This is a genomic window from Achromobacter sp., assembly GCF_032113835.1.
Classification (GTDB): Bacteria; Pseudomonadota; Gammaproteobacteria; order Burkholderiales; family Burkholderiaceae_B; genus Achromobacter.
Window position 1 is genome coordinate 42272 of the sequence record NZ_DAMCTG010000029.1, and the last position, 13242, is coordinate 55513.

Sequence of the window (13242 nt, forward strand, 5' to 3'; positions counted from 1 at the left end):
ACTATGCAGAGATTCACCGATTTCTATGCGGCAATGAATGGCGGGTCTTCGGTGACCCCCACCGGCCTGGGCTACATTCCCATGGTGATCGAGCAGTCGGGGCGCGGCGAGCGCGCCTACGACATCTATTCGCGTCTGCTCCGCGAACGGCTCATTTTCCTGGTGGGTCCGGTGAACGACGCCACGGCCAACCTGGTCGTGGCTCAGTTGCTGTTCCTGGAATCGGAGAATCCTGACAAGGACATTTCCCTGTACATCAACTCGCCCGGCGGGTCGGTGTACGCGGGAATGGCCATTTTTGACACCATGCAGTTCGTCAAGCCGGACGTGTCCACCCTGTGCACCGGCCTTGCGGCCAGCATGGGCGCGTTCCTGCTGGCTGCCGGCAAGAAGGGCAAGCGGTTCACCCTGCCCAACTCGCGCATCATGATTCACCAGCCCTCGGGCGGCGCCCAGGGGCAGGCTTCCGACATCCAGATCCAGGCCCGAGAAATCCTGGACCTGCGCGAGCGCCTCAACCGCATCCTGTCCACCAACACCGGACAGAGCATGGAGCGCATCGAGCTGGATACGGAACGTGACAACTTCATGTCGGCCGAAGATGCGGTATCGTATGGACTGGTGGACAAGGTCATGGCCTCCCGGTCCGAAGGCTGACTTCCCGGTTGATCCAGACCCGCTGCCATCATGTTTGAGTAAGCGCATGCGCTAGGCCATTTACCCGGCCTGGCGCATCTTTACCTGAGATACGAAAGAAATATGCCTGAAAAAAAGGGATCGGCAGACGCTAAGGTGCTGCATTGCTCGTTTTGCAATAAAAGCCAGCACGAAGTCCGCAAGCTGATCGCGGGTCCGTCGGTATTCATCTGCGATGAATGCATAGATTTGTGCAACGACATCATCCGCGAGGAGGCGCAAGCCACCGCGCGTGCGGCGATTCGTTCCGAGCTGCCCACTCCGGCTGAAATCAAGACTTTCCTCGACCAGTACGTCATTGGGCAATCGTCGCCCAAGCGCATGCTGGCCGTGGCCGTCTACAACCACTACAAGCGCATTCGCCACGGCGAAATCAAGGGCGACGAAGTCGAGCTCTCCAAGAGCAACATCATGCTGATCGGGCCCACCGGCTCCGGCAAGACGCTCCTGGCCCAGACGCTGGCTCGCATGCTGAACGTGCCCTTCGTCATGGCCGACGCCACCACGCTGACCGAAGCCGGTTACGTGGGTGAAGACGTCGAAAACATCATTCAGAAGTTGCTGCAAAATTGCAACTATGAAGTCGAAAAGGCCCAGCGCGCCATCATCTACATCGACGAGATCGACAAGATCTCGCGCAAGTCCGACAACCCGTCCATCACCCGCGACGTGTCGGGCGAGGGCGTGCAGCAGGCCTTGCTGAAGCTGATCGAAGGCACGGTGGCGTCGGTGCCCCCGCAAGGCGGCCGCAAGCACCCGAACCAGGACTTCGTGCAAGTCGACACGACCAACATCCTGTTCATCGTGGGCGGCGCCTTCGACGGACTGGAAAAGGTCATCCGCGACCGCACTGAAAAGTCCGGCATCGGCTTCTCGGCGTCCGTGCGCGCCAAGTCCGAACGCGGCGTCGGTGAACTGTTCTCCGAAGTCGAGCCCGAAGACCTCATCAAGTTCGGCCTCATCCCCGAACTGGTTGGCCGTCTGCCCGTGGTCGCCACGCTGGACGAGCTGGACGAAGCCGCGCTGGTCCAGATCCTGACCGAGCCCAAGAACGCCTTGCTCAAGCAGTTCCAAAAGCTGTTCGCCATGGAAGGCGCTGAGCTCGACGTGCGGCCCGCCGCGCTCAAGGCCATCGCCCGCAAGGCGCTGCGCCGCAAGACGGGCGCTCGCGGTCTGCGTTCCATCATCGAACAGGCGCTGCTCGACACCATGTACGACCTGCCCTCGCAGGGCAACGTCAAGCGTGTGGTGCTCGACGAAAACGCCATCGAAGGCGAGGGCAAGCCCTTGCTCATCTACGCGGATGAAAACGCCGCGCCAGAGAAGCCGGATCGCGGAGAAGTCCGCGACGCCGCCGCCTGATATTTCAAAAAAGCCCGTTCCAGTAACGGGTTTTTTTGCCTAGGGCGCTTCTCCATCCCCGATCACGCTTTTCAGCCGGCCGCCATGGCCGCATACTGGAGGCGGTTCCAGGGCCTTTTTGGGGCCTTTTGGTGATCCAGGCGGCCGAGATCTTGAATTTTCGGCTATTGTTCCCATAACAGACGTAATTGACGAGTTTGCTCGGGTATTACCCGGGTGTCCCGTCCCCATACGCCGAGTCATACCGAGGAACCTCATATGTCTGCCAGCCAGACCCTGCCTTCCGACCCGATCGACCTTCCCCTGCTGCCGCTGCGCGATGTCGTAGTGTTCCCGCACATGGTCATCCCGCTGTTCGTCGGCCGTCCGCGCTCCATCCGCGCGCTCGAGGTCGCGATGGAAGCGGGCAAAAGCATCATGCTGGTGGCTCAAAAGTCCGCCGGCAAAGATGACCCCACGCCTGAAGACGTATACGAAATTGGCTGCGTCGCCGGCATCCTGCAAATGCTCAAGTTGCCCGACGGCACCGTGAAGGTGCTGGTCGAAGGCACGCAGCGCGCGCGCATCAACACCATTGAAGATGCCGATTCGCACTTCACCTGCCAGGTGTCGCCCATCGAACCGGACGCCATGCAGGGCTCCGAAACCGAAGCCTTGCGCCGCGCCATCGTTGCGCAGTTCGAGCAGTACGTAAAGCTCAACAAGAAGATCCCGCCGGAAATCCTGACCTCGCTGGCGGGCATCGACGATGCCGGCCGCCTGGCTGACACGATCGCCGCGCATCTGCCGTTGAAGCTCGAGCAGAAGCAAAAGATGCTCGAGATCACCGGCACCTCCGAACGCCTCGAAGGTCTGCTCACGCAACTCGAAACCGAAATCGACATTCTCCAGGTCGAGAAGCGGATTCGCGGCCGCGTGAAGAAGCAGATGGAAAAGAGCCAACGCGACTACTACCTGAATGAGCAGGTCAAGGCCATTCAGAAGGAGTTGGGCGAAGGCGAAGAGGGCGCGGACATCGAAGAGCTTGAAAAGAAGATCATCGCTGCCCACATGCCCAAAGAGGCGCGCAAGAAGGCCGATGCCGAGCTCAAGAAGCTCAAGCTCATGTCGCCCATGTCGGCCGAAGCCACCGTGGTGCGCAACTACATCGACACGCTCATCAATCTCCCCTGGAGAAAGAAGAGCAAGATCAACAACTCGATCAGCAACGCCGAAACGGTGCTGGACAACGACCACTACGGTCTGGAAAAGGTCAAGGAACGGATCCTCGAATATCTTGCCGTGCAACAGCGCGTGGACAAGGTGAAGGCGCCGATCCTGTGCCTGGTCGGCCCTCCGGGCGTCGGCAAGACCTCGCTCGGCCAGTCGATCGCCAAGGCCACGAACCGCAAGTTCGTGCGCATGGCCCTGGGCGGCGTGCGCGACGAAGCCGAGATCCGCGGCCACCGTCGTACGTACATCGGTTCCATGCCCGGCAAGATCGTGCAGAACATGTCGAAGGTCGGCGTGCGTAATCCGTTGTTCCTGCTTGATGAAATCGACAAGCTGGGCATGGATTTCCGTGGCGATCCCTCGTCGGCTCTGCTCGAAGTGCTGGATCCGGAACAGAACCACACGTTCCAGGACCACTACATCGAGGTCGACTTCGATCTGTCCGACGTCATGTTCGTGGCCACCAGCAACACGCTGAACATTCCGCCGGCACTGCTGGACCGTATGGAAGTGATCCGCCTGTCGGGTTATACCGAGGAAGAAAAGATCCACATCGCCCGCGACCATCTGCTGCCCAAGCTGATGAAGAACAACGGCGTGAAGGATACCGAACTGACTGTCGACGACAGCGCGCTGCGCGACATCGTGCGCTACTACACCCGCGAAGCCGGTGTCCGTGCGCTCGAACGCGAAGTGGGCAAGATCTGCCGCAAGGTCATCAAGCAGTTGCTGACCCAAAGCGATCGCGCCAAGGCCGAGGGCAAGACGCTCGAGGTCAAGGCGGTCAACGTTACGGCCGACAACCTCAGCGATTACCTCGGTGTGCGCCGCTACGCGTTTGGCATGGCCGAAAAGGAAAACCAGATCGGTCAGGTGACCGGCCTGGCGTGGACGGAAGTCGGCGGCGACCTGCTGACGATCGAAGTCGCGGACATGCCCGGCAAGGGCGTCATCCAGCGCACGGGTTCGCTCGGCGATGTGATGAAGGAATCGGTCGAGGCAGCGCGCACCGTCGTGCGTTCGCGGGCTCGCCGCCTGGGCTTTGCCGACAGCGTCTTCGAGAAGCACGACATGCACGTGCACGTGCCGGAAGGTGCGACGCCCAAGGACGGTCCGTCCGCAGGTATCGCGATCACCACGGCCATGGTGTCGGCCCTGTCGCGCATTCCGGTGCGCGCAGACGTCGCCATGACGGGCGAGATCACGCTGCGCGGTGAAGTGCTGCCGATCGGCGGCCTAAAGGAAAAGCTGCTCGCGGCTCACCGTGGCGGTATCAAGACGGTTCTGATCCCGGAAGAAAACGTCAAGGATTTGGCGGAGATCCCGGACAACGTCAAGAATCACCTTGAAATCGTGCCGGTGCGTTGGATCGACAAGGTGCTGGAACTGGCCTTGGAGCGTCTGCCGGAGCCGTTGGCCGAGGAAGAAGCCGTCAAGGAATCGTTGGTTGCCAAGCCGGCTGAACCTGGCTCGACCGACCCGGTCATGAAGCACTGATGGCGTCTTGAACGCTGGGGCGCTCTCGAAAGGGGGCGTCTCCGAAGCCCAAGGGGGTCGCAAGTCTTGCGGACATCCCAAAGCAAAAAACCCCGCTCAATGAGCGGGGTTTTCTTTTGAATCGGTGTATCTGCAGGGGCAAAGCCTGATCCAGGCGGCGCAGGCCGCGCGGCGGGAGTTTGACTAAGCGCCGCCCCTGGCCTCGCTTAGTGCAGCGCCTGGGTTCGGATGAGACCCACCGCAATGCCTTCCAGCGCAAATTCCTGATCGGCCTTGACCACGATGGTTTCGAAGTCGGGGTTTTCGGGCAGGAGCTCGATATGGCCGTTTTGGCGCTGGAGACGCTTGACCGTGACATCGTCGCCAATACGAGCCACCACGATCTGGCCATTGCGGGCTTCCGATGCCTTCTTGACGGCCAGCAGGTCGCCTTCGAGGATGCCTGCGTCGCGCATGCTCATGCCGCGCACCTTGAGCAGATAGTCGGGCGCCTGGGCGAAGAGGCTGGGGTCTACGCCGACTTCACGTTCAACGTGCTCGGCTGCAAGAATGGGGCTGCCTGCCGCAACTCGGCCTACCAGCGGCAGGAGAAGCTGGGCGAGGGCGGGGATGGGAAGCGAAGACTGAACGGGGGCGGCGGCGTCCTTCAGGCGGATGCCGCGCGAGGCGCCGGCCGTCAGTTCGATGGCGCCCTTGCGTGCCAAGGCCTTGAGGTGATCTTCGGCGGCGTTGGGAGAGCGGAAACCCAGGGCCTGGGCGATCTCGGCACGCGTCGGCGGAAAGCCGGTGCGCGTGACGGTTTGCCTGATGAGGTCCAGGATTTGTTGTTGGCGATCCGTGAGTTTGCTAGCCATGGCGATGATCCGGTGCGAGCGGACTGTACATATATACAGCGCCATTCTGGGGGACGCAGCGCAAAAAAGCAAGCCGGTCTCGGGGGCAGCAAAAACGGGACCCGCAAGTCCCGTTTTTGGCTAAAGACGGCTTGGCGCCGCCTGGTTTTTTTACAGCACGGCTGCGATGCCGGCTGCCACCTTGTCGATGTTGCCGCTGTTGAGCGCGGCCACGCAGATGCGGCCGCTGGACACGGCGTAGACGCCATGCTCTTCACGCAGGCGGTCCACCTGAGCGGCGGAGAGGCCCGAATACGAGAACATGCCGCGCTGCTTCAGCACGAAGCTGAAGTCCTGCTTGCCGCCGTGCTCCTTGATCTTGTCGACCAGTTGCGCGCGCATCAGGCGGATGCGATCACGCATGCCGGCCAGTTCTTCTTCCCAAAGGGCGAACAGCTCGGGCGTGTTCAGCACCGTGGAGACGACCGTGCCGCCGTGCGTGGGCGGGTTGGAATAGTTGGTGCGGATGACGCGCTTGAGCTGGCTCAGCACGCGGGTGGCTTCGTCCTTGCTGCCGGCCACGACAGTCAGCGCGCCGACGCGCTCGCCGTACAGCGAGAACGACTTCGAGAACGACGAGCTGATGAACATGGTCATGTCCAGGTCGGCGAACAGGCGCACGACCGAGGCGTCTTCCGTCAGGCCGTCGCCAAACCCTTGGTAGGCGATGTCCAGGAACGGGACCAGGTTGTTTTCCTTGACGACGGCGGCGATCTGCTTCCACTGGTCGGGGGTGGGATCCGCGCCCGTGGGGTTGTGGCAGCAAGCATGCAGCACGACGACGGTCTTGGCGGGTGCGGCCTTCAGGTCGGCCAGCATGGCTTCGAAGTTCAGGCCGCGGGTGGTGGCGTCGTAATAGGCGTAGGTGCCGACTTCAAAACCGGCGCGCTCAAACAGGGCGCGGTGGTTTTCCCAGCTGGGATCGCTGATCAGGACCTTGGAGCCCGGCAGCAATTGGCGCAGGAAATCGGCGCCGATCTTCAAGGCGCCAGTGCCGCCCAGTGCTTGTGTGGTCAGCACGCGGCCAGCGGCGGCCAGCGCGGAATCCTTGCCCAGCAGCAGCGCCTGAGCACCGGCGTTGTAGCCGGCGATGCCTTCGATCGGCAGATAGCCGCGAGCGGCGGCGGCTTCGATGCGGGCGGTTTCAGCCTTGCGCACTGCGCCCAGGAGTGGGATCCGTCCCTGATCATCGTAATACACGCCCACACCCAGGTTCACTTTACCGGGGCGGGTGTCCGCGTTGTATTGTTCGTTCAGGCCAAGAATGGGGTCGCGCGGCGCGAGCTCGACGGAATCGAATAGGGTGCTCATGGGACTCTGATGAGGTGGGTGGACGCAGTACGAAGTGCTGTGGATAATGGGGGGTTTACCCTGGAACAGTCTAGCATGCCTAAGAGCGCAATAGACCCAAGCGCGGGGGCTCCCGCCGCAGGTCCGGGATTCGTCGATTTCCCTGACAGCCCGTTTCATCTCTACCAACCCTATCCGCCGGCGGGAGACCAGCCCACGGCCATCGCAGGGCTGACCCAGGGTGTCGAAGACGGCCTCATGTACCAGACGCTTCTGGGCGTGACCGGGTCAGGCAAAACCTACACAATGGCCAATGTCATTGCGCGCATGGGCCGCCCGGCGCTGGTCCTTGCGCCCAACAAGACATTGGCTGCGCAGCTGTACGCCGAAATGCGCGAGTTCTTCCCGAAGAACGCGGTGGAGTATTTCGTTTCTTACTACGATTACTACCAGCCCGAGGCCTATGTGCCTACGCGCGACCTGTTCATTGAAAAGGATTCGTCCATCAATGAACACATCGAGCAGATGCGGCTGTCCGCCACCAAGAGCCTGCTTGAACGGCGCGACACGATCATCGTGGGCACGGTGTCGTGCATTTACGGTATCGGCAACCCCGGCGACTATCACGCGATGGTGCTGATTCTGCGCGCTGGCGACCAGATCGCCCGGCGCGAGATCCTCGCCCGCCTGGTTGCCATGCAGTACACCCGAAATGATGCAGAGTTCACGCGTGGGGTTTTCCGCGTGCGCGGCGAGACCATCGACATCTTCCCGGCCGAAAGCGCCGAGCTCGCCTTGCGCGTCACGTTGTTCGATGACGAGATCGAAACGCTTGAACTGTTCGATCCGCTGACAGGGCGCATCCGTCAGAAGCTGCCGCGATTCACCGTCTATCCTGGTTCGCATTACGTGACGCCGCGCGACACCGTATTGCGTGCCATCGAAACCATCAAGGAAGAGCTGCGCGAACGCGTCAAGCGCTTCGTGGACGACGGTCATCTGGTCGAGGCCCAGCGTCTCGAGCAGCGCACCCGCTTCGATCTGGAAATGCTGCAGGAATTGGGGTTCTGCAAGGGCATCGAAAACTACTCGCGTCATTTGTCGGGTGCCGCGCCGGGCGACCCGCCACCGACCCTGATCGACTACCTGCCGTCCGATGCGCTGATGTTCATCGACGAAAGCCATGTCACGATCGGCCAGCTTAGCGCCATGTATCGGGGTGACCGGTCGCGCAAGGAAACGCTGGTCCAGTACGGGTTCCGGCTGCCGTCGGCGCTGGACAATCGCCCGCTCAAGCTCGAGGAGTTCGAAACCCGGATGCGCCAGTGCGTATTCGTTTCAGCAACGCCCGCCGCGTACGAGCAGGAACACGCGGACAACGTGGTGGAGCAGGTGGTGCGTCCCACGGGGCTTGTCGACCCGATCGTGCAGGTGCTGCCCGCCCGCACGCAGGTGGACGACCTGTTGGGCCAGATCAAGACGCGTGTTTCGCAAGGCGACCGCGTGCTGGTTACGACGCTGACCAAGCGGATGGCCGAAGATCTGACGGACTTCCTGAGCGAGCATGGCGTAAAGGTGCGCTACCTGCATTCGGACATCGATACGGTCGAGCGCGTCGAAATCCTGCGGGACTTGCGCCTGGGCACGTTCGACGTGCTGGTCGGCATCAACCTGTTGCGCGAAGGCCTCGATATTCCGGAAGTATCGCTGGTGGCCATTCTGGACGCCGACAAGGAAGGCTTCCTGCGTTCGGAGCGCAGCCTCATCCAGACCATCGGCCGCGCAGCGCGCAACCTCAATGGTCACGCGATTCTCTACGCCGACCGCATCACGGATTCGATGAAGCGCGCCATGGACGAGACCGCGCGCCGTCGCACGAAGCAGCTGCAGTTCAACGTCGACAACGGCATCACCGCGCGCGGCGTGCACAAGGCGGTGCGGGAGCTGATCGACGGCATCGTGGCGCCTGCCCAACACGACACGCTTGAAGCGGCCGTCCCAGCCGAATTGTTGAAGGACGAGAAGGCCCTGGCACGCGAGATCAAGCGCCTGGAGAAACTGATGATGGACCATGCCCGCAACCTCGAATTCGAACAGGCCGCCGCGGCGCGAGATTCGCTCAATGCGCTCAAGCAACGCGTGCTGCTGGACGGGGCGGTTTAGGGCCAGATCGGACGTATCAATTCATCCCGGTTTGCTTACGCAAAGCTGAAAATGTGCAAGAAGTGGTGCGCTGCCATCATGGTGTAACCATTCCGGAATTTTGCGCCGCACGGATCTAATGCGTCACCTGAATACAAGCTTGCAAGTCCATGATTTTCTTATGGTTATGTGGGTCTTTAATTTGCGCTACGTCAATTGCGCAGGTGCAAAAAAAGCTTGCCTTATCTCGGGTTTTCCCGCACACTTGCTTCCATGATGACCAAGGTACTTTTCGTTTGCATGGGCAATATCTGTCGCTCGCCGAGCGCAGAGGGCGTGTTTCGCCATTTGGTGAATGACGCGGGTTTGGGCGATGTTGTGCGCATCGACTCCGCGGGCACGCACGCGTTTCATATCGGCGAGGCGCCTGATGCCCGGGCGCAGGCTGCGGCACGTAAGCGTGGCTACGAGATCACTCACTGCGAGGCGCGTCAGGTCACCGCGGAAGACTTCCGTGACTTCGATCTTATCCTCGCCATGGACTGGGACAATCTGTCCGCCATGCAGCAGCAATGCCCCAAGGCGTATCAGCACAAGCTGATGCTCCTGATGCGCTTTGCCAATGAATTCGAAGAAGCCACCGTGCCCGACCCGTACTACGGCGGCGCCGATGGTTTTGGCAAAGTCCTGGACTATCTGGAAGATGCCTGTCAGGGCGTTCTCGAATTGGTCCGCAAGCGCGCTACCCAGTACCAGGCTGCCTGATCGGCCGATTGCGGAGCCGCTCGCAGAGCGGCTCTCAAGGCACAAGGCAGTAAAAAACCGCGCAGATGCGCGGTTTTTTGTAGCCGGGAGCCATACCAAATTAGTCGGGAATAGGCTATACTTGAGCCAATTACTCGGGTATTGACCGCTGGATTCGCCGGCGGCCATTGCCGGAATCACAGGGAATTCACCATGCGGCTAACTACCAAAGGGCGTTTCGCCGTGACTGCCATGATCGACTTGGCTATGCGGCAGCATAGCGGCCCGGTCACTCTTGCGGCCATCAGCCAGCGTCAGAACATTTCGCTTTCGTATCTGGAACAGCTCTTCGGAAAACTCCGTCGTCACGAGCTCGTGGACAGCGTCCGCGGCCCGGGCGGCGGTTATTCGCTTGCGCGACTGGCGCGCAACGTGACTGTTGCAGACATCATTTTCGCCGTCGACGAACCGCTGGACGCCACGAGCTGTGGCGGGAAGCGGGACTGTACGAGCGGCAACGACGGCAAACCGGGCAAGTGCATGACGCATGAACTCTGGGCCACGTTGAATCGCAAGATGGTGGATTACCTGGATTCGGTGTCCCTGCAGGATCTCGTCGATCAGCAGCGTGTGCGCCAATTGCAGGAAGCGACCAATCAAGCGCAGGCCTGCGCAGTGCGCGTGAACCGGGTGGGAGGCGCTACCGCCGCCAATGCCCCGACCACCACTGTTGCTGCCAACGCCACCGTATAAGAAGTAGGAGTTGTTGAAATGACCACCCGTCCGATCTATCTGGATTATTCGGCCACGACGCCCGTCGATCCCCGCGTCGTCGATGCCATGGTGCCCTGGCTGTACGAAAACTTCGGCAACCCGGCATCGCGCAGCCATGCATTTGGCTGGGAATCCGAAGAGGCCGTCGAACGCGCCCGCGAACAAGTCGCCAAGCTGGTCAATGCCGACCCGCGCGAAATCGTCTGGACCTCCGGCGCCACCGAATCCAACAACCTCGCCATCAAGGGCGCGGCCAACTTCTATGCCGAACGCGGCAAGCACATCATCACGGTCAAGACGGAACACAAGGCGGTTCTGGACACCTGTCGTGAGCTGGAGCGCCAGGGCTTCGAAGTCACCTACCTGAACGTCAAGGACAACGGCCTGATCGACCTGGATGTCTTCAAGGCTGCGCTGCGTCCCGACACCGTGCTGGTGTCCGTGATGATGGTGAACAACGAAATCGGCGTGATCCAGGACGTGGAAGCGCTGGGCGAGATCTGCCGCGAAAAGGGCATCATTTTCCACGTCGACGCCGCTCAGGCGACCGGCAAGGTGGAAATCGACCTGCAAAAGCTGAAGGTCGACCTGATGTCGTTCTCGGCGCACAAGACCTACGGCCCCAAGGGTATCGGTGCGTTGTATGTGCGTCGCAAGCCGCGTATCCGTATCGAAGCGCAGATGCACGGCGGCGGTCATGAGCGCGGTTTCCGCTCGGGCACGCTGGCCACGCACCAGATCGTCGGCATGGGCGAAGCCTTCCGCCTGGCGCGCGAAGAAATGGGCACCGAGAACGAGCGCATCCGCATGCTGCGTGACCGCCTGTGGAACGGCCTGTCGGAAATCGAAGAGGTTTACCTCAACGGCGACATGGACCAGCGCGTGCCGCACAACCTGAACGTGAGCTTCAACTACGTCGAAGGCGAGTCCCTGATCATGGCGATCAAGGAGCTTGCAGTTTCCAGCGGTTCGGCCTGCACCTCGGCCAGCCTGGAGCCTTCGTACGTGCTGCGCGCCCTGGGCCGCAACGATGAATTGGCGCACAGCTCGATCCGCTTCACGCTGGGTCGTTTCACGACCGAGAAGGAAGTGGACTTTGCGGTCGAACTGATCAAGAGCCGGGTTGGCAAGCTGCGCGATATGTCGCCGCTTTGGGAAATGGCCAAGGAAGGCATCGACTTGAACACCGTGCAGTGGGCCGCGCACTAAGCGCCCGCGCCTTGATATACGTGGAGAATTAACATGTCTTACAGCACCAAAGTTCTGGATCACTACGAAAACCCCCGCAACGTCGGTTCGTTCGACAAGTCGGACGACTCGGTGGGCACCGGCATGGTCGGCGCGCCGGCCTGTGGCGACGTCATGAAGCTGCAGATCAAGGTGAACGAAGCCGGCGTGATCGAAGACGCGCGCTTCAAGACCTACGGCTGTGGCTCGGCCATCGCCTCCAGCTCGCTCGTGACCGAATGGGTCAAGGGCAAGACGCTGGATCAAGCCATGAACATCCGCAACACCCAGATCGCCGAAGAACTGGCCCTGCCGCCGGTGAAGGTGCACTGTTCCATCCTGGCCGAAGACGCGATCAAGGCCGCGGTGCAGAACTACAAAGAAAAGCATTCGGCCACCGCCGAAGTTGTGGCGGGCTGATCATGTCCGTTACCCTGACCCAACAGGCTGCCACCCACATCGGCCGCTACTTGCAGAAGCGCGGAAAGGGTATCGGCTTGCGGCTCGGCGTTAGGACGACGGGCTGCTCCGGCATGGCCTACAAGTTGGAATATGTCGACGCGGTCGAGGCGGAAGATGTCGTCTTCGAGAGCTTTGGCGTGAAGGTCTTCATCGACCCGAAGAGCCTGTCGTACCTCGATGGCACGGAGCTGGACTACGCCCGCGAGGGCCTGAACGAAGGCTTCAAGTTCCGCAACCCCAACGAAAAGGCGACCTGCGGCTGCGGCGAGTCGTTCACGGTGTAAGTCTTGGCTGGTGACGATCACTTCAGCCTGTTTGGCTTGCCGGCACGATTCGACCTGGACGGCCAGGCGCTTGAACACGCCTGGCGCACCGTCGCCGCGAAGGTGCATCCCGACCGGTTTGCCACGGCCAGCCCTGCGGAACGCCGCGTGGCGATGCAGTGGGCGGCCCGTGCCAACGAGGCGTATCGCGAGTTGAAGGATCCGCTGCTGCGGGCCCGCTACCTGTGCGAGCAGGCCGGCGTGGACCTGCAGACGGAAAGCAACACGTCCATGGACGGGGCTTTCCTGATGCAGCAGATGACCTGGCGCGAGATGCTGGACGATGGGCGCGATGACGCCAGCGTGCTGGACACGTTGCAAGCCGAACTGGACGAGGCGCGTGCCGAGATGCGCGCCACGCTGACGCGCCTTCTGGATGACGAACGCGATTACGCGGCGGCCGGGCGCAAGGTGCGGGAATGGATGTTCGTGGAAAAGCTGGCGCAGGAGCTGGCCCACGTGCAGCCCGCAGGATAGCCAACGGCGCGCTGGGGCGTTCCCGTCATGGGCGCCTGTCCGGCGCGGCCTACTGACCAGAAAAACAGAATCATGGCCTTATTGCAGATATCCGAGCCCGGCGAGTCGCCCGCGCCGCACCAGCGCAAGCTGGCGGTCGGGAT

At 61.5% G+C, this 13242-nt stretch carries 12 protein-coding genes; 10 read left to right on the forward strand and 2 right to left on the reverse strand.

The genetic code is table 11. The features are described 5' to 3' along the window. Positions 1-3: 3 nt before the first annotated feature. From clpP to lon, 3 genes are all read left to right on the forward strand, one after another. Entirely contained in the window at positions 4-657 is a 654-nt protein-coding gene (clpP, locus tag RT697_RS12730) for an ATP-dependent Clp endopeptidase proteolytic subunit ClpP (protein WP_056562440.1), read from the forward strand. 102 nt (positions 658-759) lie between these two features. Beyond that, a complete protein-coding gene (gene clpX / locus RT697_RS12735) occupies positions 760-2058 on the forward strand; it encodes an ATP-dependent Clp protease ATP-binding subunit ClpX (protein WP_313699297.1) in 1299 nt (432 codons plus the stop codon). A 258-nt stretch (positions 2059-2316) separates the two neighbouring features. Continuing rightward, the gene (gene lon / locus RT697_RS12740) at positions 2317-4767 is read left to right on the forward strand and encodes an endopeptidase La (RefSeq protein ID WP_313699298.1); all 2451 of its coding nucleotides are present in this window, start codon (positions 2317-2319) and stop codon (positions 4765-4767) included. 206 nt (positions 4768-4973) lie between these two features. On the opposite strand, the gene lexA is transcribed toward lon, so the two are convergent. Continuing rightward, a complete protein-coding gene (gene lexA, locus RT697_RS12745; RefSeq protein ID WP_313699299.1) occupies positions 4974-5621 on the reverse strand; it encodes a transcriptional repressor LexA in 648 nt (215 codons plus the stop codon). Between the two features lie 150 nt (positions 5622-5771). Further along, entirely contained in the window at positions 5772-6971 is a 1200-nt protein-coding gene (locus RT697_RS12750) for an amino acid aminotransferase (protein WP_105239416.1), read from the reverse strand. 75 nt (positions 6972-7046) lie between these two features. Here RT697_RS12750 and uvrB point away from each other — a divergent pair, with 75 nt between their 5' ends. The 7 genes from uvrB (at position 7047) to hscB (ending at position 13099) form a co-directional block, all read left to right on the forward strand. After that, positions 7047-9113, forward strand: coding sequence for an excinuclease ABC subunit UvrB (uvrB, locus tag RT697_RS12755; protein WP_056562421.1), 2067 nt, complete (start codon positions 7047-7049; stop codon positions 9111-9113). 252 nt (positions 9114-9365) lie between these two features. After that, complete coding sequence (locus RT697_RS12760) at positions 9366-9857, forward strand: low molecular weight protein-tyrosine-phosphatase (RefSeq protein WP_006386176.1); 492 nt, start codon at positions 9366-9368, stop codon at positions 9855-9857. Positions 9858-10049: 192 nt separating this feature from the next. Next, complete coding sequence (gene iscR, locus RT697_RS12765; RefSeq protein ID WP_056318865.1) at positions 10050-10589, forward strand: Fe-S cluster assembly transcriptional regulator IscR; 540 nt, start codon at positions 10050-10052, stop codon at positions 10587-10589. Positions 10590-10607: 18 nt separating this feature from the next. After that, positions 10608-11819 carry an IscS subfamily cysteine desulfurase gene (locus RT697_RS12770; protein WP_191575565.1) on the forward strand — a complete coding sequence of 404 codons (1212 nt, stop codon included), beginning with the start codon at positions 10608-10610 and terminating at the stop codon, positions 11817-11819. Positions 11820-11852: 33 nt separating this feature from the next. Beyond that, positions 11853-12257 (forward strand): Fe-S cluster assembly scaffold IscU, encoded by a 405-nt coding sequence (gene iscU / locus RT697_RS12775; protein WP_313699302.1) that lies wholly within the window; start codon positions 11853-11855, stop codon positions 12255-12257. Positions 12258-12259: 2 nt separating this feature from the next. Then, positions 12260-12583 carry an iron-sulfur cluster assembly protein IscA gene (gene iscA, locus RT697_RS12780; RefSeq protein WP_175123402.1) on the forward strand — a complete coding sequence of 108 codons (324 nt, stop codon included), beginning with the start codon at positions 12260-12262 and terminating at the stop codon, positions 12581-12583. A gap of 3 nt (positions 12584-12586) precedes the next feature. After that, a complete protein-coding gene (gene hscB / locus RT697_RS12785) occupies positions 12587-13099 on the forward strand; it encodes a Fe-S protein assembly co-chaperone HscB (protein WP_313699304.1) in 513 nt (170 codons plus the stop codon). Positions 13100-13242: the final 143 nt, after the last annotated feature.

Excerpts from the sequence above, each read along its gene's own strand:
- clpP (WP_056562440.1), top strand. The coding sequence starts at position 4 with ATGCAGAGATTCACCGATTTCTATGCGGCAATGAATGGCGGGTCTTCG.
- clpX (WP_313699297.1), top strand. The coding sequence starts at position 760 with ATGCCTGAAAAAAAGGGATCGGCAGACGCTAAGGTGCTGCATTGCTCG.
- lon (WP_313699298.1), top strand. The coding sequence starts at position 2,317 with ATGTCTGCCAGCCAGACCCTGCCTTCCGACCCGATCGACCTTCCCCTG.
- lexA (WP_313699299.1), bottom strand. The coding sequence starts at position 5,621 with ATGGCTAGCAAACTCACGGATCGCCAACAACAAATCCTGGACCTCATC.
- RT697_RS12750 (WP_105239416.1), bottom strand. The coding sequence starts at position 6,971 with ATGAGCACCCTATTCGATTCCGTCGAGCTCGCGCCGCGCGACCCCATT.
- uvrB (WP_056562421.1), top strand. The coding sequence starts at position 7,047 with ATGCCTAAGAGCGCAATAGACCCAAGCGCGGGGGCTCCCGCCGCAGGT.
- RT697_RS12760 (WP_006386176.1), top strand. The coding sequence starts at position 9,366 with ATGATGACCAAGGTACTTTTCGTTTGCATGGGCAATATCTGTCGCTCG.
- iscR (WP_056318865.1), top strand. The coding sequence starts at position 10,050 with ATGCGGCTAACTACCAAAGGGCGTTTCGCCGTGACTGCCATGATCGAC.
- RT697_RS12770 (WP_191575565.1), top strand. The coding sequence starts at position 10,608 with ATGACCACCCGTCCGATCTATCTGGATTATTCGGCCACGACGCCCGTC.
- iscU (WP_313699302.1), top strand. The coding sequence starts at position 11,853 with ATGTCTTACAGCACCAAAGTTCTGGATCACTACGAAAACCCCCGCAAC.
- iscA (WP_175123402.1), top strand. The coding sequence starts at position 12,260 with ATGTCCGTTACCCTGACCCAACAGGCTGCCACCCACATCGGCCGCTAC.